The sequence below is a fragment of the Kitasatospora sp. NPDC004531 genome (assembly GCF_053602195.1).
Genome location: NZ_JBSGDD010000001.1, coordinates 119,540 through 144,598 on the forward strand (window position 1 = coordinate 119,540; position 25,059 = coordinate 144,598).

General features: G+C 74.5%; 25 protein-coding genes and 1 pseudogene. 18 read left to right on the top strand and 8 right to left on the bottom strand.

Going from position 1 to position 25,059, the window contains the following annotated elements:
* The first annotated feature begins 18 nt into the window (after positions 1–18).
* The 6 genes and pseudogenes from ACWEMJ_RS00570 (at position 19) to ACWEMJ_RS00595 (ending at position 5,272) form a co-directional block, all read left to right on the top strand.
* Positions 19–865 (top strand): annotated as a pseudogene (locus tag ACWEMJ_RS00570) (helix-turn-helix domain-containing protein).
* Positions 866–1,133: 268 nt separating this feature from the next.
* Positions 1,134–1,322 (top strand): putative ATP-grasp-modified RiPP, encoded by a 189-nt coding sequence (locus ACWEMJ_RS00575; RefSeq protein ID WP_452134844.1) that lies wholly within the window; start codon positions 1,134–1,136, stop codon positions 1,320–1,322.
* 29 nt (positions 1,323–1,351) lie between these two features.
* Positions 1,352–2,293 carry an ATP-grasp ribosomal peptide maturase gene (gene tgmB, locus ACWEMJ_RS00580; RefSeq protein ID WP_452134707.1) on the top strand — a complete coding sequence of 314 codons (942 nt, stop codon included), beginning with the start codon at positions 1,352–1,354 and terminating at the stop codon, positions 2,291–2,293.
* Positions 2,290–3,435: an ATP-grasp peptide maturase system methyltransferase gene (tgmC, locus tag ACWEMJ_RS00585; RefSeq protein WP_452134708.1), complete on the top strand. Its 1,146-nt coding sequence runs from the start codon at positions 2,290–2,292 to the stop codon at positions 3,433–3,435. The genes tgmB and tgmC overlap by 4 nt, the downstream gene beginning before the upstream one ends.
* Positions 3,436–3,520: 85 nt before the next feature.
* On the top strand, positions 3,521–4,465 hold the full coding sequence (locus tag ACWEMJ_RS00590; RefSeq protein WP_452134709.1) for a reductase: 945 nt from the start codon (positions 3,521–3,523) through the stop codon (positions 4,463–4,465).
* A 33-nt stretch (positions 4,466–4,498) separates the two neighbouring features.
* The gene (locus tag ACWEMJ_RS00595) at positions 4,499–5,272 is read left to right on the top strand and encodes a glycosyltransferase family 2 protein (protein ID WP_452134710.1); all 774 of its coding nucleotides are present in this window, start codon (positions 4,499–4,501) and stop codon (positions 5,270–5,272) included.
* A 22-nt stretch (positions 5,273–5,294) separates the two neighbouring features.
* On the opposite strand, the gene ACWEMJ_RS00600 is transcribed toward ACWEMJ_RS00595, so the two are convergent.
* Positions 5,295–6,215, bottom strand: coding sequence for a DMT family transporter (locus ACWEMJ_RS00600; protein ID WP_452134711.1), 921 nt, complete (start codon positions 6,213–6,215; stop codon positions 5,295–5,297).
* A gap of 44 nt (positions 6,216–6,259) precedes the next feature.
* Here ACWEMJ_RS00600 and ACWEMJ_RS00605 point away from each other — a divergent pair, with 44 nt between their 5' ends.
* Complete coding sequence (locus ACWEMJ_RS00605) at positions 6,260–7,675, top strand: aminotransferase-like domain-containing protein (protein ID WP_452134712.1); 1,416 nt, start codon at positions 6,260–6,262, stop codon at positions 7,673–7,675.
* 64 nt (positions 7,676–7,739) lie between these two features.
* On the opposite strand, the gene ACWEMJ_RS00610 is transcribed toward ACWEMJ_RS00605, so the two are convergent.
* Both ACWEMJ_RS00610 and ACWEMJ_RS00615 read right to left on the bottom strand, forming a co-directional pair.
* Positions 7,740–7,877, bottom strand: a complete 138-nt coding sequence (locus tag ACWEMJ_RS00610; protein ID WP_452134713.1) for a hypothetical protein — start codon at positions 7,875–7,877, stop codon at positions 7,740–7,742.
* Between the two features lie 66 nt (positions 7,878–7,943).
* Positions 7,944–8,792, bottom strand: coding sequence for an EamA family transporter (locus tag ACWEMJ_RS00615; protein WP_452134714.1), 849 nt, complete (start codon positions 8,790–8,792; stop codon positions 7,944–7,946).
* Positions 8,793–8,933: 141 nt separating this feature from the next.
* On the opposite strand from ACWEMJ_RS00615, the gene ACWEMJ_RS00620 reads away from it, so the two are divergent.
* From ACWEMJ_RS00620 to ACWEMJ_RS00640, 5 genes are all read left to right on the top strand, one after another.
* Positions 8,934–9,788: an Fpg/Nei family DNA glycosylase gene (locus ACWEMJ_RS00620; protein ID WP_452134715.1), complete on the top strand. Its 855-nt coding sequence runs from the start codon at positions 8,934–8,936 to the stop codon at positions 9,786–9,788.
* A gap of 99 nt (positions 9,789–9,887) precedes the next feature.
* Complete coding sequence (locus ACWEMJ_RS00625) at positions 9,888–10,820, top strand: 1-phosphofructokinase family hexose kinase (RefSeq protein WP_452134716.1); 933 nt, start codon at positions 9,888–9,890, stop codon at positions 10,818–10,820.
* 62 nt (positions 10,821–10,882) lie between these two features.
* Positions 10,883–11,218, top strand: coding sequence for a deoxyxylulose-5-phosphate synthase (locus ACWEMJ_RS00630; RefSeq protein WP_452134717.1), 336 nt, complete (start codon positions 10,883–10,885; stop codon positions 11,216–11,218).
* A 40-nt stretch (positions 11,219–11,258) separates the two neighbouring features.
* On the top strand, positions 11,259–11,966 hold the full coding sequence (locus ACWEMJ_RS00635; RefSeq protein ID WP_452134845.1) for a sulfite exporter TauE/SafE family protein: 708 nt from the start codon (positions 11,259–11,261) through the stop codon (positions 11,964–11,966).
* A gap of 190 nt (positions 11,967–12,156) precedes the next feature.
* Positions 12,157–13,167: a hypothetical protein gene (locus tag ACWEMJ_RS00640; RefSeq protein WP_452134718.1), complete on the top strand. Its 1,011-nt coding sequence runs from the start codon at positions 12,157–12,159 to the stop codon at positions 13,165–13,167.
* Here ACWEMJ_RS00640 and ACWEMJ_RS00645 read toward each other — a convergent pair.
* Positions 13,164–14,156: a YdcF family protein gene (locus tag ACWEMJ_RS00645; protein ID WP_452134719.1), complete on the bottom strand. Its 993-nt coding sequence runs from the start codon at positions 14,154–14,156 to the stop codon at positions 13,164–13,166. The two genes, ACWEMJ_RS00640 and ACWEMJ_RS00645, sit on opposite strands and share 4 nt — an antisense overlap.
* A 109-nt stretch (positions 14,157–14,265) precedes the next feature.
* Entirely contained in the window at positions 14,266–16,323 is a 2,058-nt protein-coding gene (locus ACWEMJ_RS00650) for an MDR family MFS transporter (protein ID WP_452134720.1), read from the bottom strand.
* A 132-nt stretch (positions 16,324–16,455) separates the two neighbouring features.
* On the opposite strand from ACWEMJ_RS00650, the gene ACWEMJ_RS00655 reads away from it, so the two are divergent.
* From ACWEMJ_RS00655 to ACWEMJ_RS00665, 3 genes are read left to right on the top strand one after another with little or no spacing between them, the layout of a single operon-like run.
* Positions 16,456–16,983: a SigE family RNA polymerase sigma factor gene (locus tag ACWEMJ_RS00655; RefSeq protein WP_452134721.1), complete on the top strand. Its 528-nt coding sequence runs from the start codon at positions 16,456–16,458 to the stop codon at positions 16,981–16,983.
* Between the two features lie 44 nt (positions 16,984–17,027).
* Positions 17,028–18,233, top strand: a complete 1,206-nt coding sequence (locus ACWEMJ_RS00660) for a hypothetical protein (protein WP_452134722.1) — start codon at positions 17,028–17,030, stop codon at positions 18,231–18,233.
* A 21-nt stretch (positions 18,234–18,254) separates the two neighbouring features.
* Positions 18,255–18,671 carry an HIT family protein gene (locus ACWEMJ_RS00665; protein ID WP_452134723.1) on the top strand — a complete coding sequence of 139 codons (417 nt, stop codon included), beginning with the start codon at positions 18,255–18,257 and terminating at the stop codon, positions 18,669–18,671.
* A 306-nt stretch (positions 18,672–18,977) separates the two neighbouring features.
* Here the strand turns inward: ACWEMJ_RS00665 and ACWEMJ_RS00670 are convergent, their stop codons facing one another.
* Entirely contained in the window at positions 18,978–19,889 is a 912-nt protein-coding gene (locus tag ACWEMJ_RS00670; RefSeq protein WP_452134724.1) for a helix-turn-helix domain-containing protein, read from the bottom strand.
* An 84-nt stretch (positions 19,890–19,973) separates the two neighbouring features.
* Between ACWEMJ_RS00670 and ACWEMJ_RS00675 the strand changes: the two genes are divergently transcribed.
* Both ACWEMJ_RS00675 and ACWEMJ_RS00680 read left to right on the top strand, forming a co-directional pair.
* Positions 19,974–20,975 carry a LacI family DNA-binding transcriptional regulator gene (locus ACWEMJ_RS00675; protein ID WP_452134725.1) on the top strand — a complete coding sequence of 334 codons (1,002 nt, stop codon included), beginning with the start codon at positions 19,974–19,976 and terminating at the stop codon, positions 20,973–20,975.
* 62 nt (positions 20,976–21,037) lie between these two features.
* The gene (locus ACWEMJ_RS00680; protein ID WP_452134726.1) at positions 21,038–22,201 is read left to right on the top strand and encodes an alpha-hydroxy-acid oxidizing protein; all 1,164 of its coding nucleotides are present in this window, start codon (positions 21,038–21,040) and stop codon (positions 22,199–22,201) included.
* A gap of 156 nt (positions 22,202–22,357) precedes the next feature.
* Here ACWEMJ_RS00680 and ACWEMJ_RS00685 read toward each other — a convergent pair whose 3' ends face one another.
* The gene (locus ACWEMJ_RS00685) at positions 22,358–22,792 is read right to left on the bottom strand and encodes an ATP-binding protein (RefSeq protein ID WP_452134727.1); all 435 of its coding nucleotides are present in this window, start codon (positions 22,790–22,792) and stop codon (positions 22,358–22,360) included.
* A gap of 200 nt (positions 22,793–22,992) precedes the next feature.
* Entirely contained in the window at positions 22,993–23,472 is a 480-nt protein-coding gene (locus tag ACWEMJ_RS00690) for an Lrp/AsnC family transcriptional regulator (protein WP_452134728.1), read from the bottom strand.
* Between the two features lie 257 nt (positions 23,473–23,729).
* On the opposite strand from ACWEMJ_RS00690, the gene ACWEMJ_RS00695 reads away from it, so the two are divergent.
* On the top strand, positions 23,730–25,058 hold the full coding sequence (locus ACWEMJ_RS00695) for an erythromycin esterase family protein (RefSeq protein ID WP_452134729.1): 1,329 nt from the start codon (positions 23,730–23,732) through the stop codon (positions 25,056–25,058).
* The last annotated feature ends 1 nt before the right edge of the window (position 25,059 follow it).

A 25,059-nucleotide genomic window follows, 5' to 3' on the forward strand; every position in this document is an offset into this window, starting at 1 on the left:
GCCATCGGACCGCCGGCCATGCCCACATCGCCCTCCTCCAGCGCGCGCCGCGCGTGAAGCCGTCGCCGCCCGCCTGCGGGAGATCATGCTGGACGCGGGGCTCAGCGGGCAGGAGCTGGCGGTCCGCTGCGGCTGGCATGCCGCCAAGACGTCCCGGATCATCAACGCCAGGACTCCCCCGTCGGACTCCGACATTCGCGCCTGGTGCACCGCGTGCAGTGCCACCGACCAGGCAGCCGACCTCATCGCCACCAGCAGGGCCGTCGAGTCGATGTACATGGAGTGGCGCAGGCTCCAGCGGGACGGCATGCGCAAGGTGCAGGAGGACTTCTACGCGCTGCACGAGAACGCCGCGCTGTGCCGCGCGTACGTGTCCAACGTCGTACCCGGCTTCTTCCAGACGCCCGGCTACATCACCGAGCTGCTGCAGATGATCACGCGCTTCCAACGGACACCCGACGACGTCGCCGAGGCGGTCGCCGCCCGCGTCGCACGGAGCCGCTTCCTGTACGAGGGCGGGCACAGGTTCGCGGTCGTCATGGAGGAGACCGTGTTGAGGCACCGTGTCGGTGATGCCCAGGTGATGGCCGGACAGCTCCGCCACCTGCTGAACGTCATCCCGCTCGCCTCGGTGGCGCTGGGCATCATCCCGTTCGGCGCACCGCGAACGGTGTGGCCCCTGGAGGCCTTCTACCTGTACGACGACCGGCACCTGATCGTCGAGACGCTGACGGCCGAGATCAACGTCAGGCAGCCCCGCGAGATCGACGACTACGCCCGCGCGTTCGCCGGCCTCGCGGAGACGGCCGTGTACGGCGACGGCGCGCGAGCGCTGATCGAGAACGCCCTGAACTCGCTCGGGTGAATCCGTGCAAGCAGGTGCAACTTCGTTGAACGGAGCAGCAGTTGTTCCCTAGCGTCGTTGCTGTCAACGGCTGAGCAACCCGCCGAAGCTGCCGATTCCGGCCTCGCCTGAACGGCCATCAGCAGCACCGAAGCCCAGGAGACAGCGATGTTCGCGTACATGGGCCGGTTCCCGACCGGGAGCCCGCTCCCCACAGGGTCGCCTCACCGCGGTTCCGTTCGTCGTCGGGCGGATCGCGCCCTACCCGCCGTTCGACGGCAACCCCGTCATCGGCCGGATCGAGCTGGACGCGTCGACCCAGACCGCCCGCTGCTTCGACCCGACCGGACTCCCGATGCTGTTGCCGGGCCACGGCACGTCGTCCGGTACGAACCCGCCCACCGGTACCACCGGTCAGGGAGACACTCAGGGCGGGGACAGCCCGGACAGCGACACAGGAAACGACGCCGACCAGTGACCACTCCTCCCGACGGGCCGGTCGCGGTCGTGACCAACTTGCAGGATCCGACCGCGGACCTGGTGATCACCGCACTGCACGCCCGCGGCGTCCCGGTCGTGCGCTTCGACGCCGGTGACTTCCCCGCCACCCTGTCGTGCTCCGCCCGCATCGGTGGTGGCGCCCGGGAGTGGCAGGGGGATCTGCGAACTCCCACCCGCCTCGCGGAGCTGGGCGCAATCCGGTCGCTGTACTACCGGCGGCCCTCCGCGTTCTCCTTCGCTCACCTCGATCCCCAGGACGCCCGGGTCGCCGCCGCGCAGGCACGGTACGGCCTCGGGGGTGTGCTCGTCTCGCTTCCGGGCTGCCGGTACGTCAACCACCCGCACCGCATCGGCGACGCCGAGTACAAGCCGTCCGGTCTGGCCGCCGCCTCGGCCTGCGGCTTCCAGGTCCCGCCGACTCTGCTCACCAACGAGCCCGCCGCGGCCCGCGCGTTCGCCAAGGCCCACGGGCCGGTGATCCACAAGCCGATCAGCATGCCGACCTACCTGGTCGACGGCATCGCCCAGACAGTACCCGTCACCGAGGTCGCCCCCGAGGAGATCGAGGACTCGGTGGCCGGCACCATGCACCTGTTCCAACAGCGCGTCGAGAAGGTCGCCGACGTGCGGGTCACCGTCATCGGCGAGCGCGTGTTCGCCGTCAGGATCGACTGCGACCTGCTGGACTGGCGCGTCGACTACTCCACCCATGTCTACACACCGATCCCGGTCCCGGAGCCGGTGGAGCAGGCCCTGCATGCCTACCTCGGGCGCTTCGGACTGCTCTTCGGCGCCTTCGACTTCGCGCTCACCGGACCGGAACGCAAGCCGGAGAGTTGGGTGTGGCTCGAGTGCAACCCGTCCGGCCAATGGGCCTGGTTGGAACCCCCGACCGGCCTGCCGATGACCGCCGCCCTGGCCGACCTGCTCCAGCGAGGAACCGCATGACCGACACCGCGCAACTCAGGCGGCAGCTCGCCGACCGCATCACTGGGCACGGCCTCACCGATCCGGTCTGGCGCAAGGCCGTCGAGAGCGTCCCCCGGGAGGTCTTCCTCGGCGATGCCGTCTTCCGTCCGGGCCGGGACGCGCGGGGCGTCACGGTCTACGAGCCGCTGCGCCGCCACGAGGTCTCCGAGGACGAGTGGTTGACGATGGCGTACCGCAACGAGACCTGGGTGACCCAGGTCGGAGGCGTCGGCGCCGCCGATGCGACCGGTCCGGTGTACGGGCTGCCGACCTCCTCCTCGACCCTGCCCTCGCTGGTCGTTCGAATGATGGAGGTCGCCCGGATCCGCGAGGGTGATCGAGTGCGCGAGATCGGCACCGGCACCGGCTACTCCACCGCGATCATGTGCCACCGCCTCGGCGACGAGCTGGTCACCTCCGTCGAGGTCGACCCTGCCGTCGGTGCCCGCGCGCGGAAGGCGCTGTACGGCCTGCGCCACACACCGACGCTGATCGTCGGCGACGGCCTCGACGAGCGACAGCCCGACGTCGAGTACGACCGGATCGTGGCGACCTGCTCGGTGCGCAGCGTCCCGTACCCGTGGCTGTGGCAGCTCCGCCCCGGCGGCACCGTCACCACCTGCCTGGGCGGGTGGATGCAGGCCTCCGGGCTGGTGCACCTCACCGTGGCGGACGACGGCAGCGCGAGCGGACACTTCACCGGGGAGGAGACGTCCTTCATGCTCGCCCGGCCCCACCAGCCGCCGCCGCGCCCGACGTTCACCCTGCACACGGGCGTCACGCGGCCCACCGGCCTGGACCCGGCGCTGCTGTGGTCCTGGACCGGGCGGTTCCTCGCCCAGCTCGCCGCGCCGTCGGCGGAACTGCTCGGCGCGGGGGCCCAGGCGATCCTGCTGGACACCGCCACCGGGTCCCAGGCCTGGACCGAACGAAGTGGGCCGGGCTGGACGGTGCACCAGCGCGGGCCCCTGCCGCTGTGGGACGCGGTGGAGCATGCCTTCGGGCGCTGGGAGGAGGCCGGCCGACCGGGACAGCAGGAGTTCGGCTTGACCGTGGCCGGTGAGGACCAGTGGGTGTGGCTCGGCCGTCCGGACGGACCGAGCTGGCAACTGCCCGCCTGAGCGCCCGCAGTCAGCAGTTCTTCTTACGACCGGTGCCGCAGGTCGGGGGTTCTGCTGATGGCGTGGGGCTTCCAGGATGGGCGGCATGAGGATCTGCGCCATCGGCGGCAGCCGGTACTTCGGGAAGCTCCTGGTGGAACGGCTGCTGGCCGACGGGCACCGGGTGACGGTGGTCAACCGGGGCTCGGCTGCGCCGCCCGGCGGGGTGGAGCACCTGGTGGTCGATCGGAACGACGAGGCGGCGCTGGGGGCCGTGCTCGGGGGGCGGGTGTTCGACGTCGTGGTGGACCAGGTCTGCTACACGCCGGTGCAGGCCGCTGTCGCCGCCCGGGTCTTCGCCGGGCGCACGGGGCGTTACGTCATGACGTCCACGATCGAGGTGTACGACCCGGCGAGCGCCGCGCTGCCTGCGGTGCCGGCCGGGACGCCGGTGCCGGAGGGGGTCGTGGATCCGGCACGCTGGCCGGTGGAGCTGGGGCTGCCCTGGCAGGACGAGGCCTTCGCGGGGGCGCACTACGCGGAGGGGAAGCGGCAGGCGGAGGCCGTTTTCACCCGTGCGGGTGGCTTCGCCTTCGCCTCGGTGCGCAGCGCGCACGTGCTGGGCGGCGGGGCGCGGGAGTTCACCGGGCGGCTGGCGCACTATGTCGAGCGGGTCGCCGAGGGCCGGGCCGTCGCGGTGCACGCGGCGGCCCGGCCGACCGTCTTCGTCCACTACCGGGAGCTGGCGGAGCTGCTGCGGTGGGCGGCGACCGGGGCGGGGTTCACCGGCCCGGTCAACGCCTGTTCGGACGGGGTGCTGGACGTCCGCGGGCTCACCGCCGCCGTCGGCGCCCGGCTCGGCCGGACGCCCGTCCACCGGACCGTCGCGGCGGGCGAGGAGGCGTCGCCGTTCTCGTTCGACCGCCACTACGCGATGAGCAACGCCCGCGCGAAGGAGCTGGGTTTCGTCTTCTCCCGCACCGCGGACTGGCTGCCGGGGGCCGTCGACGAGGCCGTGGCCGGACGACCCTCCGGCCAGTGTTTGAATTGACCGTCGCCGCTGGCCGAAACAAGGAGAAGCGCTGTGCCCCTGGTGTCTGTCGTCATGCCCGTCTACAACTCGGCGGACACGCTCGGCGCGTCGATCCGGTCGGTGCTCGCGCAGACCCACACGGATCTTGAGCTGCTGATCACCGACGACGGGTCCACCGACGACTCGATGGACCTGCTGATGGAGTTCGCCCGGCAGGACGACCGGGTCTCGCCGCGCTCGGCGCCGCAGCAGGGCGGCGCCGCCCGGGCCCGCAACCTGGCCATCTCGCGGGCCGACGGCGACTACGTCGCCTTCCTGGACAGCGACGACATGTGGCTGCCGGCCAAGCTCGAACGGCAGCTGGCCTTCGCAGCGACCGCCGGCGCACCGCTGACGTTCACCTCGTACTACAAGGTGGACGCCGACTACGCGGGCGACGGCACCGACTTCACCCCGAACGGGCGGGTGGTGCACGCCCGCGAGCACGTCGACTACCGGGCGATGCTGACCCAGGACTACATCGGCGCCCTGACCGCCATGTACGACCGCAACGCGCTCGGCACCCGGCTGATGCCGGAGATGCTCAAGCGCCAGGACTACGCCCTGTGGCTGTCCATCATGCGCGACGGCACCCCGGCCCGGGGCCTCCCCGAGCCGCTGGCCCTCTACCGCGCCCACCGGGCCGGCTCGCTGTCCTCGAACAAGCTGTCCCTGGTCCAGTACAACTGGGCGCTCTACCGCGACCACGAGCACCTCTCGCTCCCCCGCTCCGCCCGCGCCCTGGCCGGCGCGGCCTGGCACTCGGTGCGCAAGGGGCGGATCTGACGCGACACCCGGGTCGCGGGGCCTACGAGGAGGCCTCGCGGACCCCGCCGCTGCCCGTGCGTTGGGTGACGGCGATGCAGGCGAGGACGGCGAGGGCGGTGGGGACGGCGGTGGCGGGGAGCGGTTCGGCGAGCAGGAGGACCGACCAGGTGATCGTCAACAGGGGCTGCGCGAGCTGGAGTTGACTGGCGCGGGGGACGCCGATGGCGGCCATGCCCCGGTACCAGACCACGAAGCCGGCGAACTGGGAGACCAGCGCCAGGTGGAGCAGGCCGGCGGTGCCGTGCAGGCTCCAGCGGACGGGTTCGGCGGTCGGTCCGAGGGCGGCGAGGACGGCCATCACGGGCAGCGCGGCGACCAGGCCCCAGGCGATCACCTGCCAGCCGGGCATGGTGCGGGCCAGCCGGCCGCCCTCCGCGTAGCCGAAGGCGCAGATCACCAGGCCGGCGAAGAGGTACAGGTCGGCGGCGGTGAGGACGGCGCCGCCGCTCTGCTGGACGGTGAAGGCCAGCACCGCGGCGGCCCCCGCGAGGGCGGCGAGCCAGAACGGGCGCGGCGGGCGGGAGCCGGCCCGGAGCGCGGCGGCGGTGGCGGTGGCGAGCGGCAGCAGGCCGATCACCACGGCGGAGTGCGCGGTGGAGGAGGTCCGCAGCGCGAGCGTGGACAGCACCGGGAAGCCGATCACGCACCCGGCCGCGACGGCCGCCAGCCCCGGCCAGGCGGAGCGCGGCGGGGTGCGGGCGCCGGACGCGAGCAGGCAGGCGCCCGCGACCAGGGCGGCCAGGGTGCCGCGCAGGCCGGTGAGCGTCCAGGGGCCGAAGCTGTCCAGCGCCCAGCGGGTGGCGGGGAAGGTGAAGGAGAAGCAGAGCGAGCCCAGGGCGGCCTGGGCGGTTCCGGTGACCGCTACTGACAGCGGGGCGGTAGCGCTATTCTGTGCCGACATACAGGACGGTAGCAGCCGAGCGACACTGATCGGAAGGTCTGTCAATGACCGTGCAGGAGCTGACGGATGCGCTGCGCCGCCTGGTGTTGCGCTACTCGCCGGGGGAGCGGATTCCCAGTAGCAGGGCGCTGGTGGAGCGTTACCGGGTGAGTCCGGTGTCGGTGTCCCGGGCGATCCGGGAGCTGGTCGCGGAGGGCGTGGTGGTGACGCGTCCGGGTGCCGGGGTGTTCCGCGCCGAGCCGCGGCCCGCGGCCGCCGCGCAGGGAGACTTCTCCTGGCAGGAGGTGGCGCTGAGCGCGGAGGCCGGTGCGCCGCCGGCCCGGGTGGTGGACGCCTCGGGGGTGCTGACGGCGCTGGCGCTGGCGCCGCCGGAGGTGATCGACCTGAACAGCGGCTACCCGCATGCCTCGCTGCTGCCCGAGCGGGCGCTGGCCGCCGCGCTGGGCCGGGCGGGGCGCCGACCCGGCGCGTGGGGCCGGCCGCCGCTGGACGGGCTGGCGGAGCTGCGCGGCTGGTTCGCGCGCGAGCTGGGCGGCGGGGTCACGGCGGCCGAGGTGCTGATCACGGCCGGCGGCCAGAGCGCGCTGACCACGGCGCTGCGTTCGCTGGCCCCGCCGGGCGCGCCGGTGCTGGTCGAATCCCCCACCTACCCGGGCCTGTTGGCGGTCGCCCGGGCGGCCGGGCTGCGTCCGGTGCCGGTGCCGGTGGACGAGGACGGGGTGCGGCCCGAACGGCTGGCGGAGGCGTTCGCGGTGTCGGGGGCGCGGCTGTTCGTGTGCCAGCCGCTGTTCCAGAACCCGACCGGCACGGTGCTCAGCGCGGAGCGGCGACGGGCGGTGCTGGCGGCGGCGAAGCGTGCCGGGGCGTTCGTGGTGGAGGACGACTTCGCCCGGATGCTGGCCCACTCCGACGCCCCCGAGCTGCCGCCGCCGCTGGCCGCCGACGATCCGGACGGCACCGTGGTGCACCTGCGCTCGCTCACCAAGGCGGCCTCCCCCAGCCTGCGGGTGGGCGCGCTGGTCGCCCGCGGGCCGGCGCTGGCCCGGCTGCGGACCGTCCAGGCGGTGGACTCCTTCTTCGTCCCGCGCCCGCTCCAGGAGGCCGCCCTGGAACTCGTCACCTCCCCCGACTGGCCCCGTCATCTGCGCGCGCTGGCACGGGAGTTGACGGCCAGGCGGCAGCTCTTCACGACGGCCCTCGCGCACCGCGCCCCGGCCCTGCTGCCCGCCCGCCTCCCCTACGGCGGCATCCACCTGTGGCTCCCGCTGCCCGCCCCGGTCGACCCGGCCGCCTTCACCGCCACCGCCCTGCGCCACGGCGTCGCCCTCTCCCCGGGCGCGGGCTACTTCACCGCCGAGCCCGCCGCCCGGGCCCGCGTCAGCTTCGCCGGCGCCGAGAACCACACCCAACTCACCGACGCCGCCCACCGCCTGGCCACTGCGCTGGCATCCCTCACCTGAGCCGCCCCCGCCGCCGCTCGAAGACCGAACCCCGGCAGAGCACTGCCCACCCGGCGGCAGCCGGTCAGTGGGCGAGTTCCAGCAGGGCGATGCCGGTGAGCACCGTAGCGCTGCCCGCCAGGCGGAGCGGGCCGAGGATGCCGATGCGCAGCCAACCCGCAGACACCACACGCCGGTTGACCGCCACGCGGCTGACCCCCACCGGCCGCCCCTGCCGCCGCTCGAAGGTCGAACCCCGGCAGAGCACTGCCCACCCGGAGGCAGCCGGTCAGTGGGCGAGTTCCAGCAGGGCGATGCCGGTGAGCACCGTGGCGCTGGCCGCCAGGCGGAGGGGGCCGAGGCGTTCGCGGAGGACGAGGGTGCCGATCAGGGCGGCGATGACGATGGAGGTCTCGCGCAGGGCGGCGATGGTGGGGAGGTCGCCGACGGTCTGGGCCCAGACCACCAGGCCGTAGGCGATGAGCGACATCAGGCCGCCGGCCAGCGCCGCAGTGCGGCCTTCGCGCAGGGCGGGCAGCAGGGTGCGGCGGCGGACGGCGGCGACGGCGGTCAGGACGGCGAGGCCCTGGAGGAGGAACATCCAGGCGAGGTAGCCGCCGGTGGAGGTCGCGGCGCGCACCCCGCTGCCGTCCACCACGGTGTAGCAGGCGATCAGTCCGCCGGTGCCGAGCGCGGCGGCCAGCGCGGGGAGTTGGTCGCGGCGGGGCGGGCCGCCGACGAAGGCCAGTCCGGCGAGGCCGAGCGAGATGACGCCGACGGCGGCGAGCTGCCGGGCCGGGAGCGGGTGGTGCAGGACGGTCGCGGCGAGCAGGGCGACCGCGGCCGGGGAGGTGCCGCGCGCGAGGGGGTACATCTGGCCGAAGTCGCCGAGCCGGTAGGCCCGGACGAGCAGCAGCTGGTAGCCCGTCTGGAGTGCGGTCGAGGCCAGCAGGTAGGGGACGGCCCGGGCGCCGGGCAGCGGCACGAACAGCGCGAACACCGCGCCGAAGGCCACGAACACGACGTTCATCAGCGCCAGCCCGGCCAGTCGGTCGCGCACCCCGTGCACCAGCGCGTTCCACACGGCGTGCAGCAGCGCCGCCGCCAACACCACCACCGGTACGGCGTCCTGGCTCACGCGCGTCACCCTCCCCCGACGTCCCGCGGTGTCCGGCCGAACGCCCCACCGTCAACTTGTACAGACAACTTAGCGTGTCGTCGTCACCCGGCACCACCGCCCCGGTGGCCCGCCCCGGCGCACCCGGGCGAGACTGGACGGGTGCCCGAACTCCCCGAAGTACAGGCGCTCGCCGAGCGGATGACCGCCGCCTGCGCCGGACGCGTCCTGGAGCGCGCGGAGGTGCTGTCGATCACCGCGCTGAAGACCTTCGACCCGCCGGTGGCGGCACTCGCCGGACGGGCCGTCAGCGGGGTGTCCCGGCACGGCAAGTTCCTGGACCTGGCCACCGAGGACGGCCCGCACCTGGTGGTGCACCTGGCCCGGGCGGGCTGGGTGCACCGGCGCGAGTCCTTCCCCGCGAAGCCGCCGAGCCGTCGCGGGCCGCTGGCGCTGCGGCTGGTGCTGGACGACGGCAGCGGCTTCGACCTGACCGAGCAGGGCAGCACCAAGCGGCTGGCCGCCTACGTGGTGACGGAGCCCGGGCAGGTGCCGGGCGTCGCCCGCCTGGGCGTCGACGCGCTCGCCGTCACCCCGGAGCAGCTGGCCGCGCTGGCCGCCGGGGCCCGGCAGCGGCTGAAGACCTTCCTCACCGACCAGACGGTGCTGGCGGGCATCGGCAACGCGTACTCGGACGAGATCCTGCACACCGCCAAGCTCTCCCCGTACGCCATGGCGGCCTCGCTGGACGCCGAGCGGCTGGCCCGCCTGCACGCCGCGATCGGGCACGAACTGGGCGGCGCGCTGGAGCAGTTGAGGGCGGTGCCGGTCGGCGGGCTGAAGTCGGAGAAGAAGGCCGGCCTGGCGGTGCACGGCCGGGCGGGCGAGCGCTGCCCGGTCTGCGGCGACACCGTGCGCTCGGTGAACTTCGCCGACTCCTCGCTCCAGTACTGCCCGACCTGTCAGACCGGCGGCCGGGTGCTGGCCGACCGCCGACTGTCCCGGCTGCTCAAATGACTGCGCACCTCACCGCCCGGAAATTGATCGAAGCTGCGCGAATCCGACTATGATCAAGCAGTTTCAGTCAGCAGAGTCGATTTCCTGGGGGCGTCCGTCGTGATCCTCACCGTCACACCCAATCCGGCGCTGGACGTCACCTACACCGTCCCCCACTTCCGCCCGCACACCAGCCACCGGGTCTCCGACATCGCCGCCCAGGCCGGCGGCAAGGGCGTGAACGTGGCCCGGGTGCTGACCGCGCTCGGCCGCCCGGCGCGCTGCGTGCTGCCGCTGGGCGGCCCGACCGGCGAGGCGGTGCGGGCCGAGCTCGTCGCGGCGGGCCTCGACCACGCGACCGTCCCGATTGCCAGCGACACCCGCCGCACCGTCGCCGTGGTCGACACCGCCGACGCCACCATGTTCAACGAGCCGGGCCCGGCGCTCGCCCCCGCCGAGTGGGACGCCCTGCTCGCGGAGACCGGACGGCAGCTGCCGCAGGCGGCGGTGCTGGTGCTGTCCGGCAGCCTCCCGCCCGGCGCACCCGCCGACGGCTACGCGCAACTCGTCACACTCGGACGGGAGTTCGGCATCCCGGTGGTGCTGGACGCGGACGGCCCGGCACTGCTCGCCGCGCTGCCCGCCCGGCCCACCGCGATCAAGCCGAACGCGGCCGAACTGACCGCCGCCACCGGCCTGCCCGACCCGCACGACGCCGCCCGCACCCTGCTGCGGCGCGGCGCCGAGTCCGTGCTGGCCTCCCTCGGCCCCGACGGCCTGCTCGCCGTGGACGCGCACGGCGCGTGGCGGTGCGCCCCGCCCGCGAGCGTCGCCGGCAATCCGACCGGCGCGGGCGACTCCGCCGTCGCGGCGCTCGCGGCCGGCCTCGCGGGCAACGCCGGCTGGTCGGCGATCCTGCCGGACGCGGTGGCGCTGTCCGCCGCGACCGTCCTGCACCCCCGGGCGGGCCGCTTCGACGACGACGCCTACCGCCGCCTGCGCCACACCCTGACCGCCTCCCGGCTCGGCACGCCCCCGGCCGCCTCCTGGTGACTCCCGCGGCCCGCGCGGAAATCCGGTCGATCGGGCCGCGGCGCGGGCCCTACCCTGGCCGGATGGCCTACGCCCACACCTCGTTCGTCTGCCTGCCCTGCCGTGCCTCGTACAAGCAGAGCCGCCCGGACGGGCGGGAGCGGCGCTGCGCGCGCTGCGCCGAGCCGCTGATCCACGTGGGCGCCGCCTTCGCCGCGCCCAAGCGGCGGGACACCGCCGGCTGGCGGGTGCTCTCGGTGCTGCTGCACGCGGGCGTCCGCTTCCCCATGGGCTGCTGCGGCGGCCCCGGCTACCGGCCGCGCACCCTCGGCGAGGTGCGGGAGCGGATGGCGCACGCCCGCAGGACGGGGGTGCCCTTCGCCCGGGCGCTGGTCACGCCCGAACTGCCCCGGGGCTGACGGGGGTCGGGCGGTGGGCACGGCGGCGCCGGGGCTCGTGGTGCTGGGGCTCGTGGTGCTGGCCGGGGCGGCGGTGCAGCGGCTGTCGGGGGTGGGGTTCGCGCTGATCGCCGCGCCGGTGCTGGTGCTGGTCCTCGGGCCGGCCGGCGGAGTGGGGCTGTCGAACTGCGCCTCGGGGGCGATCAGCGTGGTCGGGCTGGCGGCCGGGTGGCGCGGGGTGCGGGCGAGGCGGATGGTGCCGCTGGTGCTGGCGGCCGCGCCGGCCGTCCCGCTGGGGGCGCGGTTGGCGGCCGTCGCGCCGGAGGCGGCGCTGCTGGCGGCGATCGGCGCGGTGGTGAGCGCGGCCTCGGTGGCGGTGATGCTCGGCGTGCGGGCGGCGGCGCTGCGCGGGGTGCCGGGGGCGGTGGCGGCGGGCGCGGCCGGCGGGCTGCTGAACGCGGCGGCGGGGGTGGGCGGCCCGGCGGTGTCGCTGTACGCGGCGAACTGCGGCTGGACGGCGCGCGAGTTCCTGCCGAACGCCCAGTTCTTCGCGCTGGCGGTGAACGCGATGTCCCTCTCCGCGAAGGGCCTGCCGGTGCTGTCCGCCGCGCAGTGGGCGGTGGCGGGTGGCGCGGTGGCGGCGGGCACCGCCGTCGGCCACCTGCTGGCGGGCCGCGTGCCGGACCGTCCGGTGCGGCGGCTGGTGCTGGCCGTGGCGCTGGCCGGCGGGCTGCTCACCTTGGTCAAGGGCCTCGCCGCCGGCCTGTGACGGCGTCCGCCCCTGACGCACCTTCACCCGTTCGATGGATTGGGCCGAATGGTTCGAGCACGTACATTGACTGCGTCGGGACCTTCCCCCGAACGGGTGTATTCCGCCGTCCCGATCCCAGCACGGAACAGCCCGCCGGACCGCGCGGCCACCGCCGCGCGCCCCGGCGCGACGATTCTCGGGAGGAACCATGAACGCGGCCGCCAACTGGGACGACATCCTGGTGCGGGACAACTTCCAGGACCAGGGGCAGACCCCCACCGCCGACCCGGTCTGGGAGTCCCCGGACATCATCCCGTTCGGCAGCGACATCCTCGACTTCGACCTGCTGGAGTCCAGCTACGGCGGCCCCGACCTCGGGCTGGGCCACCCGATCGTGCAGGGGCAGCTCAACCGCATCTACGTCCGGGGGCGGAACCTGCGCACCGGCTGCCCGAGCTCCGGCGACGTCCGGCTGTACTTCGCCCCGGGCGGGCTGCTGCTGGACCCGCGCGCCTGGACGCCGATCCCCGCGGAGGGCGGCGGCACCAGCGTGCCGTTCACCGTCCGCGGCGGCTCCCGGGAGATCCCGCCCGGGCGGATCTGCGTCAGCAGGTCCGCCTTCCTCTTCCCGAGCCAGACACCGCCGGGCCACTACTGCACGATCACCACCGTGGACTCCCCCGCCCACCCGATGCCGGCGACGCTGCCCACCTTCAACTCGCTCGTGGACTACCTGAACTGGGTGCGCTACAACCCCAACGTCGGCTGGCGCAACATCGACGTGATCCCGTGCCGGCAGACCGAGTACGTCCTGGCGAACCTGGCGATCTGCAACCTGAACAGCGTCCCGACCCGGTTCGTCTTCGGGGTCTCCGGCACCGACCTGCCGGACGGCACCGCGACCTTCTCCAACACCGACCAGCAGGCCCCGTTCAGCCTGACGGCGCAGATCTACTCGCCCGGCACCGACGAGGGGTACACCCGCTCGGTGCTGCTGCCCGCCAACTACTCGGGCACCGTCACGGTGGTGGTCCGGTTCGACCGGCCGCTGCCGTGCGACGCCCGGATCGTGCTGCGGGCGTACACCCCGGTGACCGGCGGCCAGGGGGCGCGGGAGCGCCGGATCGCCGTCCGGTTGACCGGTGTGCCCGAGCTCGCGGACGCCCTGTTCCTCGAACTCGGCGCGTACACCTTCGTCGCCGCGTCGGGCGCGTCCTAGGCGGTGACGGAGACCAGCGCCAGCAGGCCGCAGACCGTCAGGTTGACCCACTTGTGGGCGACCAGCACCGCGACGAACTCGCGGATGGTGGCGCTGGGCCAGAAGTAGGCGGCGGTGGGCGAGCCGGCGACCTGGCCGTTGACGCCCTCCCGGCGGGCCAGCAGGGCGGCGCGGAAGGCGTGGAAGTTGTTGGTGACCACCACGCAGCGGTAGTCGGGGTTCGCGGCGGCCATCAGCTCGCGGGAGAAGCGGAGGTTCTCGTCGGTGGTGCGGGAGCGGTCCTCGCGGACGATCCGGTCGGCGGGGAAGCCCCGTTCGAGCAGGTAGTCGGCCATCGCGTGGGACTCGGGGAGCTGCTCGTCGGGCCCCTGCCCGCCGGAGGTGACCAGCAGCGGCGGGCGGCCGTGCGCGGCCTGCCGCTCGTACAGGGCGCGGCCCCGCTCCAGGCGGCTGGCCAGCAGCGGCGAGACGCGGGTGCCGCCGAGCAGGCCGGAGCCGAGGACGACCACGTAGTCCACCTCCTCCCGGGGGTTCAGCCGGCCGTACAGGTAGGCGTAGCCGACGAAGCAGGCGAACAGGAAGGACAGGTAGCAGGAGAGCAGCAGCACGGTGCGGGCGACCACGGCCAGCACGGGCGAGTCGGCCTGGACGGCGGCGATCAGCAGGGCGACGACCCCCAGGATGCCGATGCCGCACAGCAGCGACAGCAGGTTGGCCAGCCGCCGGCCCTCCTTGCGGATCATCTTGAAGCCGTTGGCGATCAGCAGGCCCGCGAGCAGCAGGGCGCCGAGCGCCGGGACGAGGACGACGGCGATCACCACGACCTCGGCGAGGACGGAGTGGACCTGGCCGAGGGAGGCGAGCAGGGCGAACGCCAGGAAGGTGACGGCGAGCCCGAGGTACACGGCGTTGCTGAAACGTCGTCGGTCGCGCAGCACGCCGACGGCGGCAAGGAGCAGGAAGAAGACTGCGGGAGCGTACAGAAGCATGGAGCCAGCCTAGGGACCGGCACGGCCGGGGCGGTACCGCACCCCGGAACGGCCGGCCCCCTGATTCGCCAACACGACTACTGCGCAAGGGAGTTGACCGGTCGTCGGCTCAGCTCCGCACCAGCCCGGCGCCCTGCGGGTACCCTTCGGCGAGGTCCTCGGCGAGCACCCGCTTGGCGATGGTGTCGGCGGCGGCCCGCAGTTCGGCGCTGCTGGGGTGGCCGAGATCCTGCTCCAGGCGGTGGCGCAGCCACTGGCCCCAGGCGCGGGTGATGGCCGCGGCCTCACGCTCGCCGGCCCCGGTGTGCGTGTAGAAGCCGCCCGCCTCGTCCAGGAAGCCTTCGGCGACCATCCGGTCGAACACCGGCTGGAGGACCTCCGGCGGGATCCGGCGGTGGGCGGCGATCAGGTTGAGGGTGGCGTGGCCGACGGTGCGGGTGAACAGCTCGACCTGCATGACGGCCCAGGAGCCGGCCACGTCGAGCCGGGTGCCGGAGTCGGCGACGACCTGCCGGGCGGTGTCCAGGCCGGCGCCGCCGAGCAGTTTCCCGACGGCGAGTTCGAGCAGCCGCGCGCTGTCGCCGGAGGACGGCTGGGCGAAGCCCTCGCCCATGCCGGTGGAGCCGGCCCGGGCCGAGTCGCGGAGTTGGACCTGCTTGAGGAAGAGCGCGACGACGAACCCGAGCAGCGCCACCGGCACCGTCCACAGGAAGACGGTGTGCAGCGAGTCGGCGTACGCCTGGATGACCGGTTCGGCGGCGGCCGGCGACAACTCCTGGACGCCGTGCGGACTCTGCGCGCCGGCGGCGATCTGCTCCGGGCTGCCGCCGGTGGCCCGCACGGCGGCGGCGATGCCGTCGGCGAGGTTGGTGCGCAGCGTGTTGGCGTAGATGGTGCCGAACACGGCGGTGCCGAAGGAGGATCCGAGGGTGCGGAAGAAGGTGACGCCGGAGGTGGCGGTGCCGAGGTCGGCGTAGTCGACGGTGTTCTGCACGGCGATGGTAAGCACCTGCATGCACAGGCCGATGCCGGTGCCGAGCACGAACATGTAGAGGCTGGCCAGCCAGGCGCTGGTGCCCGGTTCCAGCAGTGACAGCAGGTACAGGCCGGCCGCCATCACCAGCGAGCCGATGATCGGGAAGATCCGGTACTGGCCGGTCTTGGAGACCACGTTGCCGGAGAAGATCGAGGCGATCAGCAGGCCGAGCACCATCGGCAGGGTGCGCACGCCGGAGACGGTCGCCGAGTCGCCGTCCACGTACTGCAGGAAGGTCGGCAGGAAGGTCATCGCGCCGAGCATCGCGAAGCCGACGATGAAGCTGAGCACCGAGCAGACCGTGAACACCTGGCTGCGGAACAGCCGCATCGGCAGGGTGGGTTCGGCGGCGCGGGTCTCCACCCAGCAGAACAGGCCGAGCGCGACCACGCCGCCGGCGAACAGGCCGATGATGACGGGCGAGCCCCAGGCGTACTCGTTGCCGCCCCAACTGGTCGCCAGGATCAGGGCGCTGGCCCCGATCGCGACCAGCGCGATGCCCAGGTAGTCGACCACCGGGCGGGCGGCGGAGCGCACCACCGGGATGGTGCGGGCCGCGGCGACCACCACCAGGACGGCGATCGGCACGTTCACGTAGAACGCCCAGCGCCAGGTCAGGTGGTCGGTGAACAGGCCGCCCAGCAGCGGCCCGACCACGGTGGCGACGCCGAACACCGCGCCGATCGCGCCCTGGTACTTGCCGCGTTCGCGCAGCGGGATCACGTCGGCGATCAGCGCCATCGAGGTCACCATCAGGCCGCCCGCGCCGACGCCCTGCACGGCCCGCCAGGCGATCAGCAGCGTCATGTTGGTGGCCAGGCCGCACAGGAAGGAGCCGGTGATGAAGACGATCGCGGAGACCTGGAAGACCACTTTGCGGCCGAACAGGTCGCCCATCTTGCCGACCAGCGCGGTGGTGACGGTCTCCGCGAGCAGGTAGGACGTCACCACCCAGGACATGTGCGCGGCGCCGCCGAGGTCCGCGACGATGGTGGGCAGCGCGGTGCCGACGATGGTCTGGTCGAGGGCGGCCAGCAGCATGCCGAGCATGATGGTGCCGAAGACGATGTTGCGCTGCCGCCGGTCGAGGACGGGCGGGGCCGCCGGGCTGATCTCGCTGGTGGTGGTCACCGCGACATCGTCACACTTTGCCCTCCGGTGTCCGTTTTCGACACCCCGCACGCGCCGAGGGTGCTCAACTGCCGAGCACCGCCGTTCATTCGACGATGCGACAAGAACACCGACCCATCGCGTTAGAGGGGCATGGACAGCACGACCACGACCGGGGACGACGGCGGGCCCCTGGAGTTCCGGGACTTCGCGGCCGCCCGCGGCCGCCACCTGGTGCGCACCGCCTACCTGCTGACCGGCGGCGACGCCCACCTCGCCGAGGACCTCGCGCAGGAGGCGCTCGGCAAGCTCTACGGCAACTGGCGTCGGGTCTCCCGGATGGCGAACCCCGCCGGGTACGCCCGGACCGTCCTGGTCAACACCTTCCTCAGCCACCGCCGCCGGCGCGCCAGCCGCGAGCACGTCACCGACACCTTCGCCGAGTCCGCCGCGCCCGCCGCCGACCACGCGCTGCGCGTCACCCTGCTCCGGGCGCTCGCCGAACTCCCGCAGCAGGACCGGGCGGTGCTCGTCCTGCGCTACTGGGAGGACCTCGGCGTGGAGGAGGCCGCGGCCGCCCTCCGGCTGACCCCGAGCGCCGTCCGCTCCCGGGCCTCCCGCGCGCTCGGCCGCCTGCGCACCCGCCTGGGCGGGCAGTTCGACGAGCTCGTCCGGCCCTGACGCCGTTCCCGACCTTCCCTCCGCACCGCTTCCGGAGCATGCCGATGACTTCCGAGACTTCCGAACAGGACTTCGCCCGCGCCCTGCGGGCCTCCGCCGACCTCGCCCCCGAGCCGTCCACCGAGCTGTTCGCGATGGCCGCCGAACGCCGCGGCCGCGCCCGGGTGCGACGCCGCCGGGCCGCCGGCGCCTCGGCGTTCGCGCTGGTCGCCGCGGCCGGCTGCGCGCTGGCCCTGCTGCCCGACCGCGACCCCGCGCGCCCCGCGCCGGCCACCACGCCCGTCGGCCGGACGTTCATGTCCGACACCCTGAACTCCCTGATGCCCGCCGACGGACGCGTCAGCGACCTCTCCGGCACCTCCCCCGACGAGCTCCAGCCCGGCCGCACCCCGATGGCCTGGCTGGACTACGACGACGGCGACGGCCCCGCCCGGATCCTGCTGACCGTCGATCGGCTGGCCACCCCGATCGGTGACGGCACGACCGCCCTCCAGTGCCCCGACACCCTCGCCCAGCCGACCGCCACCTGCCGGCTCACCACCCGCGCCGACGGCTCCCACCTGGTCACCACCGCCACCACGCCGCGCTGGGACGGCGACGACCGCGTCTGGACGGCGACCTACGCCGCCCCCGACGGCCGGATGGTCACCGCGACCGAGATCGCCTCCGGCCGGCCCGGGCAGCCCGCCCGCGAGCGGCCGCCGCTGACCGAGGAACGCCTCCTCGCCGTGGCCTCCTCCGACGCCTGGCGGCCCGCCTTCGCCCACCTCCCCGCCGCCACCGTGGCGCCCGCCGCGCCCGTCGACGCCCGCGCCGTGCTCACCGCGCTGCCCGCCGCGCTGCCCGCCGGGGCGACCTTCGACCCGGGCACCGAGGAGCAGCGCGGCTGGGGCCGGGCCCACGGAACGGTCTCCCTCGGCGGCGCCACCGGCCAGCTGCTCGTCACCGTCGAACACGGCTGGCAGCGCGGCTTCCCCACCGAGCCGGCCGCCAGGTTCCGCGACCTCGCGCCCAACGGGAGCTTCGACCGGACCCCGGACGGCACGCTGGTCTTCACCAACGAGCTCTCCGGCCCCGACGGCACGCGGGGCGCCCAGCGGATGGCGGGCGCGCTGCTCCCCGACGGCACCCTGGTCACCGCCAGGGTCTGGACGTACGGGCCCGACCACCGGTTCGCCGCGGTGCCGCCCGCGCTCGGCGACGACCAGCTGCTGGCGCTGGTCACCGCGCCGTCCTGGGCGCGCGTGTGACGGGAGCTCCATGATGGGGTGATGGACTGCCTGTTCTGCCGGGTCGTGGAGGGCGAGGTCACGGTCGAGACCGTCTTCGCGGACGACGTCGTCCACGCCTTCCTGGACCACCGGCCGCTGTTCCCCGGCCACCTGCTGGTGATCCCGCGCCGCCACGTCCCGACGCTGACCGACCTCGCCGAGGACCTGATCGGCCCCTACTACACCCGGGTCCGCCTCCTCACCGCCGCCGTCGAACGCGGCACGGACGCGGCCGGGAGCTTCGTCGCCGCCAACAACCGGATCAGCCAGTCGGTCCCCCACCTGCACACCCACATCGTCCCCCGCAACCCCAAGGACGGCCTCCGAGGCTTCTTCTGGCCCCGCACCCGCTACCGCGACGCGGCGCACGCGGCAGCGACGGCCGCCCGCATCCGCGCCGCCCTCCCCCGGCCCTGAGCCTGCGCCCACCCACCCACCCGAACACCCCACCGCCGTCAGGAACCAGGAGAAACCACGCTGCGCGGGCCGCCCGTCGAGTCGACGATCGAACCGACCAGGTACACACCCGCCGCCCCGGCGAGAGTCGCGGCCACCCACGGCCCCGGCCGGTTCGCGGAAGACCCTCCGCCGGGCGCCGAGGAGGCGACGCTGCGCGGGCAGAAAGCGAGCGAACCCGAACGTGCCCCCGGCAACGCCACGCTGCGCGGGCGGGGCGGCCGGAGCGCCCTCGGTGTCCGTCTCCACCGCCTGCCCCCGCAGGGCTCAGGTTTCGTCCGGGGTGCCGCGGATGGTGGTGCGGAAGGCGATGGGGGTGGTGCCGGTGCGTTGGTGGAAGAACTTGGCGAAGTTGGCGGCGTCGGCGAAGCCGAGGTGGTCGGCTATGCGGGCGGCGGGGGTGTCGCTGTGGGCGAGGAGGCGTTTGGCTTCGAGGATGACGCGGCGGTCGACGAATTCCTTGGCGCCGACGCCGGTCGCGGCGAGGGTGGCGCGGGAGAGGGTGCGGGGGGAGTAGCCGAGGGCTTTGGCGTAGTCGTCGACGCGGCGGGTGCGGGTGAAGTGGTGTTCGACGGCGTGGCGGAAGCGGCGGTAGGTCTCGCCGGGTTCGGTGGGGGTGGAGCCGCAGGGGGTGGCGGGGTTGGCGAGGCGCAGCAGCAGCGCGGCGAGGAGGTGGCGGAGCAGCGCGTGGTGGATGTCGGCGGGCAGGTCGGCGCCGGAGGCGTATTCGTGGTGGAGGTGGCGCAGGGCCCGCCGCAGCGCGTCGCGTTCGGGGCCGGCGGTGTGCAGGACGGCGGCGGCGAAGGGGTCGTCGAGGCGGGCGGCGGCCACCGTCGCGGGGTCGGGGAAGCCGGGTTCGAAGAGGACGAGGGTGCCGTCGGCGTCGTCGAGGGCGCCCCACTGCTGGACCTGGCCGGGGCGGACCCAGAGCCAGCTGCCGGGGTGGACGGCGTGTTCGGTGAAGTCGACGGTGTGGTGGAGGGTGCCGCGGTCGAGGGTGAGCAGGTGGTGGAAGGCGGGGCGCTGGGGGCGGTGGAAGGTGCGGTCGGTGGCGGTGGCGCGGCGGGCGCGGAGTTCGGCGAGGGTCATCACTTCGACGCCGGCCGGTCCGCCGGGGGGTGCGGCGAACGGGACCTCGGGGATCGCCGTCCCGGACGTCGGGTTGTCACTGCCTCGCATGGTCACCACATCCGAGGCCAGGCTACCTCCGGTGGATCTTCCGCCGGGAGGGCGGCGGTACGGTCGGTGAAACGGCGGAGGGCGGTGGGGATGGAGCGACGGGCGACCTTGCGCGATGTGGCGCGCGAGGCGGGGGTGAGCGCGAAGACGGTGTCGCGGGTGGTGAACGGGGACGGGCCGGTGGCGGCGGCGACCCGGGCGCGGGTGCTGGCGGCGACGGAGCGGCTGGGGTTCCGGCCGAACCTGCTGGCGCGCAGCATCCGGACCGGCGGCCCGGATTCGACGGTCGGGCTGGTGGTGCCGGACCTGCGCAATCCGTTCTTCGGGGCGTTGGCGGACGGGGTGGAGCGGGCCGCGCGGGCGCGCGGGCTGACGGTGCTGCTGGGGTGTTCGGGCGGTGATCCGGTGCGCGAGGCGGACGTGGTGAGCGCTTTCCTGGCGCGTCGCACGGCCGCGCTGCTGGTGGTTCCGGCGGCCGACGGGGCGCCGTCCGCGCGGCAGGCGGGGTCGGCGGGGGTGCCGCTGGTGTTCGTGGACCGGCCGGGTCCGGACGCGGACTGCGTGGTGTCCTCGAACCGGGCGGGCGCCCGCGAGGGCGTGGCCCACCTGATCGGCGCCGGGCACCGCCGGGTGGCGTTCCTGGGCGATCTGCCGCCGGAGCTGTACACCCGCCGGGAGCGGTTGGCGGGCTACCTGGACGCGCTCGCGCAGGCGGGCCTCGCGGCGGACGACACGCTGCTCGCGGCGGCCGGGACGGCGGCGGACGCCGAGGCCGCGGTGCTGCGGCTGCTCGCGCTGCCGGAGCCGCCGACGGCGCTGTTCGCGTCCCATGTGAACGCGGCGACCGGCGCGGTGCTGGCGCTGGGCCGGGCGGGCCGCCGGGAGGTGGCGCTGCTGGCGTTCGACGACCTGCCGCTGGCGGAGGTGCTGGATCCGCCGCTGTCGGCGGTGGCGCAGGCTCCGGCGGAGCTGGGTGCGGCGGCGGTGCGGCTGGCGCTGGCCCGGCTGGACGGGGACGTCTCGCCGCCGCGGACCGAGACGGTGCCGACCCGGCTGGTCCTGCGCGGTGCGCCCGCGGGCTCTTGACCGCCCGCCGGTGGCGGATGGAGGGTGGCCGCCACCGGTCGATCACCCATCGAGGAGCGCGGATGGCCCCGCAGTTCGGCGACTACCAGAACGAGATCTACTTCGAGGCGCTGTTCGGCGTCGCCCCCAAGTTCCCGATGTCGTACGCGGGTTGGGCGGAGCGGGCGCAGGCGGCGCTGCCCCCGGAGGTGTGGTCGTACGTGTCGGGCGGGGCGGGCGACGAGCACACCCAGCGGGCGAACGTCGCGGCGTTCGAGCGCTGGGGGCTGGTGCCGCGGATGCTGGTGGGCGCGAAGGAGCGGGAGCTGGGCACCGAGCTGTTCGGGATGGAGCTGGCGTCGCCGCTGTTCCTGGCCCCGGTGGGGGTGCTGGGGCTGTGCGCGCCGGACGGGCACGGGGACCTGGCGGCGGCGCGGGCGGCGGCCCGGACGGGGGTGCCGATGGTGGCGTCGACGCTGTCGGTGGATCCGCTGGAGCGGGTCGCGGCGGAGCTGGGCGACACGCCGGGCTTCTTCCAGCTGTACACGCCGACCGACCGGGCGCTCGCCGAGTCGCTGGTGCACCGGGCGGAGGCGGCCGGGTTCAAGGGCATCGTGGTGACGCTGGACACCTGGGTGACCGGCTGGCGTCCGCGCGACCTGGGCAGCGGCAGCTTCCCGCAGCTGCGCGGCCACTGCCTGGCGAACTACACCTCGGACCCGGTGTTCCGGGCCCGGCTGAAGGACCCGGACGGGGATCCGCGCGGCGCGGTGATGGACTGGGTGCAGGTCTTCGGCAACCCGCTGACCTGGGACGACCTGCCGTGGCTGCGTTCGCTGACCGATCTGCCGCTGATCCTGAAGGGCCTGTGCCACCCGGAGGACGTGCGGCGGGCGAGGGATGCGGGCGTGGACGGGATCTACTGCTCCAACCACGGCGGCCGGCAGGCGAACGGCGGGCTGCCGGCGCTGGAGTCGCTGGCCGGCGCGGTGGCGGCGGCGGACGGCCTGCCGGTGCTGTTCGACTCCGGGGTGCGCAGCGGCGCGGACGTGGTGAAGGCGCTGGCGCTGGGTGCGACGGCGGTGGGGGTGGGCCGGCCGTACGTGTACGGGGCGGCGCTGGGCGGCGAGGCGGGGGTGGTGCACGTGCTGCGGTCGCTGCTGGCGGAGGCGGATCTGCTGATGGCGGTGGACGGCTATCCGTCGGTGGCGTCGTTGCGTGCGCCGGGGGCGTTGCGGCGCTGCTGAGCGCGGGCCCGACCGCCCGCCTTATTGCGAGCTACTTGCAATAACAGAAAGTATGCAGCAGAGTGAGCCTGCGGGGTCGTCCTCCGATCGTCTTCCCAACCGGCGCCCGCCGGGACACGGCGTCCGGCCCCGCGCCGACCTTCCACCCCCGCGGTCTCAGGCGAGCGGCAGCCGCACCACCATGGCCTTGCCGCCGCCGTCGGGATCGGCCAGCGTCGCGGTGTCGCCGCCGGCCAGCCGCACCGTCTCGTGCACCAGGTTCAGCCCCCAGCCGCCGCTGCCGTCCGGGTACGGCACCTCGCGGCGGCGCGGACAGCGCGGGTCGCGGTCGTGCACCCGGACGGTCAACTCGTCCGGAGCGAAGTCGAGTTCGACCGTGGCGCGGGGCGAGCGCAGGGCGGCGTGCCGGACGGCGTTGGTGACCAGTTCGCTCACCACCAGCAGCACGGCGTCGGTCAGCGGATGGTCCGCGTCCAGGCCGCGGGCGGCCAGTTCGGCGCGTACGCTGCGGCGCGCCTCGGGGACGGACTCGGGCACCGTCGCCAGGCTCAGGCAGTACCGCACGGTCTGGGGTGGGTCCGCGACAGCCATGGTCGGTCCCTTCGCAGCGGGGCGACCGGGGCGGGGCGGGGTGCGCCGTGGTCCGGCCGCATCGGGGGGCGGCGGCCCTGCCCCGTCCGAAAAGAACCGGACAGATACCCGTTCCTCACGGTACGGCCCACCGGCCCGATCTGCGGCGGCGGATGGTGGACAGTGGCCACAACTCGCCACCCGCGCGCGGCGATCGCGCGTCAGAGCGGGGGCGTCTCGCCCGGGATCCGCTCGAAGACCAGATTGGTGCGGGTCCGGGCGACCGCCGGATGGGCGGTCAGGTGCTCCACCACGAAGCGGCGCAGCGCCTCCGGGTCGGCGACCGCCACGTGCAGCAGGTAGTCCTCGCTGCCGGCCATGTGGAACACCGCCAGCACGCCCGGCAGTTGGGGCGCCGCGGCGCGGAAGCTGCCGTTCTGCTCCTGGGTGTGCTCCCGCAGCCGCACCGAGATCATCGCCTGCAGCGGCAGGCCGACGGCCGGCAGGTCCACCTCCGCGTGGTAGCCGCGGATCACCCCGCGCTCGCGCAGCGCCCGCACCCGGGTCAGGCAGGTGGACGCGGCGACCCCGACCAGGTCCGCCAGCGCGTTGTTGGCCATCCGGGCGTCGGCCAGCAGCGCCCGGACGATGGCCCGGTCGGTCTCGTCCAGCGCCGCGCGCGCCCGTGGGATGTTCGGCACTCCCCCAGCCTGGCGGCCCGCACCGAACACCCGCAAGAGCGCGCCGGGGCCGCGCCGAACGACCGAATGCCGCAACTGCCGCCGCCCGTCGGCCCGTTCACCGCCGGCATCCCCCCGGCCGGGGCGGCGGCGCCCCCGGATGCGGGGGTTTTCCCCCGCACCGGTCCGGTGGCGCACCCCAGCGCGCCGGGACGCCCCGCCCGTCCATGATCGTCATCAGGGGCCGCACCGGGCGGCCCGGACAAGGAGGAACCGGCATGACGGCCCACTGGCGACACCTCACCCGGCGGGGGCTGCTCACCGCCGCCGCAGCCGTCACGGTGCCGGCGCTGCGCCTCCCGGCGGCCGCCGCGGCCGACCGGACGGACCGCCAACAGGCGCTCGTCATCGAGCAGTTGGAGGCCGCCGCGCACCCGCTGCGGTCCACCGCGCCGGGCGGCCGCAGCACCGACCTGGCGGCGCTCGGCGACCTGGTCGGCGACGCGCAGGTGGTCGGCCTCGGCGAGGCCACCCACGGCTCCCACGAGTTCTTCACCCTCAAGCACCGGGTCTTCCGCCACCTGGTCGAGGAGCGCGGCTTCACCGCCTTCGCCCTGGAGGCGAGTTGGACGGCCGGCCTGGAGATCGACGAGTTCCTCCAGGGCGGCGAGGGCGACGCCCGCCAGGTCGCCGACCGCGTCCTCGCCCAATCACCGTGGCACCGCGAGGAGTTCGCCGAACTGATCGCCTGGATGCGGGAGCACAACCGCCGCCACCCCGGCCGCCCCGTCCACTTCCTCGGCGCCGACCTCGGCCTGCCCGCCCTCGGCGACCGGATCTTCGAACGCGTCCTCGACCTGGTCCGCGCCGCCCGCCCGCAGGAGACCGCCCGGCTGGCCGAACTGTACGCGCCGCTGCGCCCGCTGGACGACGTGATCGGCTACCTCGGACGGCCGCTCGCCGAACGCCGGGAGAAGGCCGAACTCGGCCGCCGGGCCTTCGAGTTGGTCGAATCGGTGGGCGAGGAGCAGGCGGTGCAGCACGCCCGGGTGATCGCCGACACCTTCGCCTTCCTCACCATGGACGCCTCGGACATGACGACGGTCGCCGCCGCCGAGCAGCTGCGCGACCGCGCGATGGCGCACAACGTCCTGTGGTGGCACCGGCGCACCGGCCACCGCATCCTGCTCTCCGCGCACAACGGCCACGCCGGCTACGCGTCCACCCTGCCGGAGCTCTACCCGTTCCCGCAGGGCGCGCAGCTGCGCCGGGCGCTCGGCAGCCACTACCTGGCGATCGGCACCACCTTCGACCGGGGCTCGTTCCTGACCACCGGCGAGGGCGCGGGCGGCGCCTGGCAGCCCGTCAGCGTCCCGCCGGCCGCCCCGGGCAGCCTCGAACACACCCTGGACCAGGTCCGCCACCGCGACTTCTACCTCCCGCTGCGGCGGCTGCCCGCCCCGGCGAGCGGCTGGCTGGCCACCGCCCGCCCCACCTACGACGCCGGCACCACCTACGACCCGAACGCCACCGCCCGCCTGGCGCTCTCCACCGCCTACGACGTGCTGGTCCACCTGCACGAGGTGACCGCCGCGCGGCCGCTCTGAC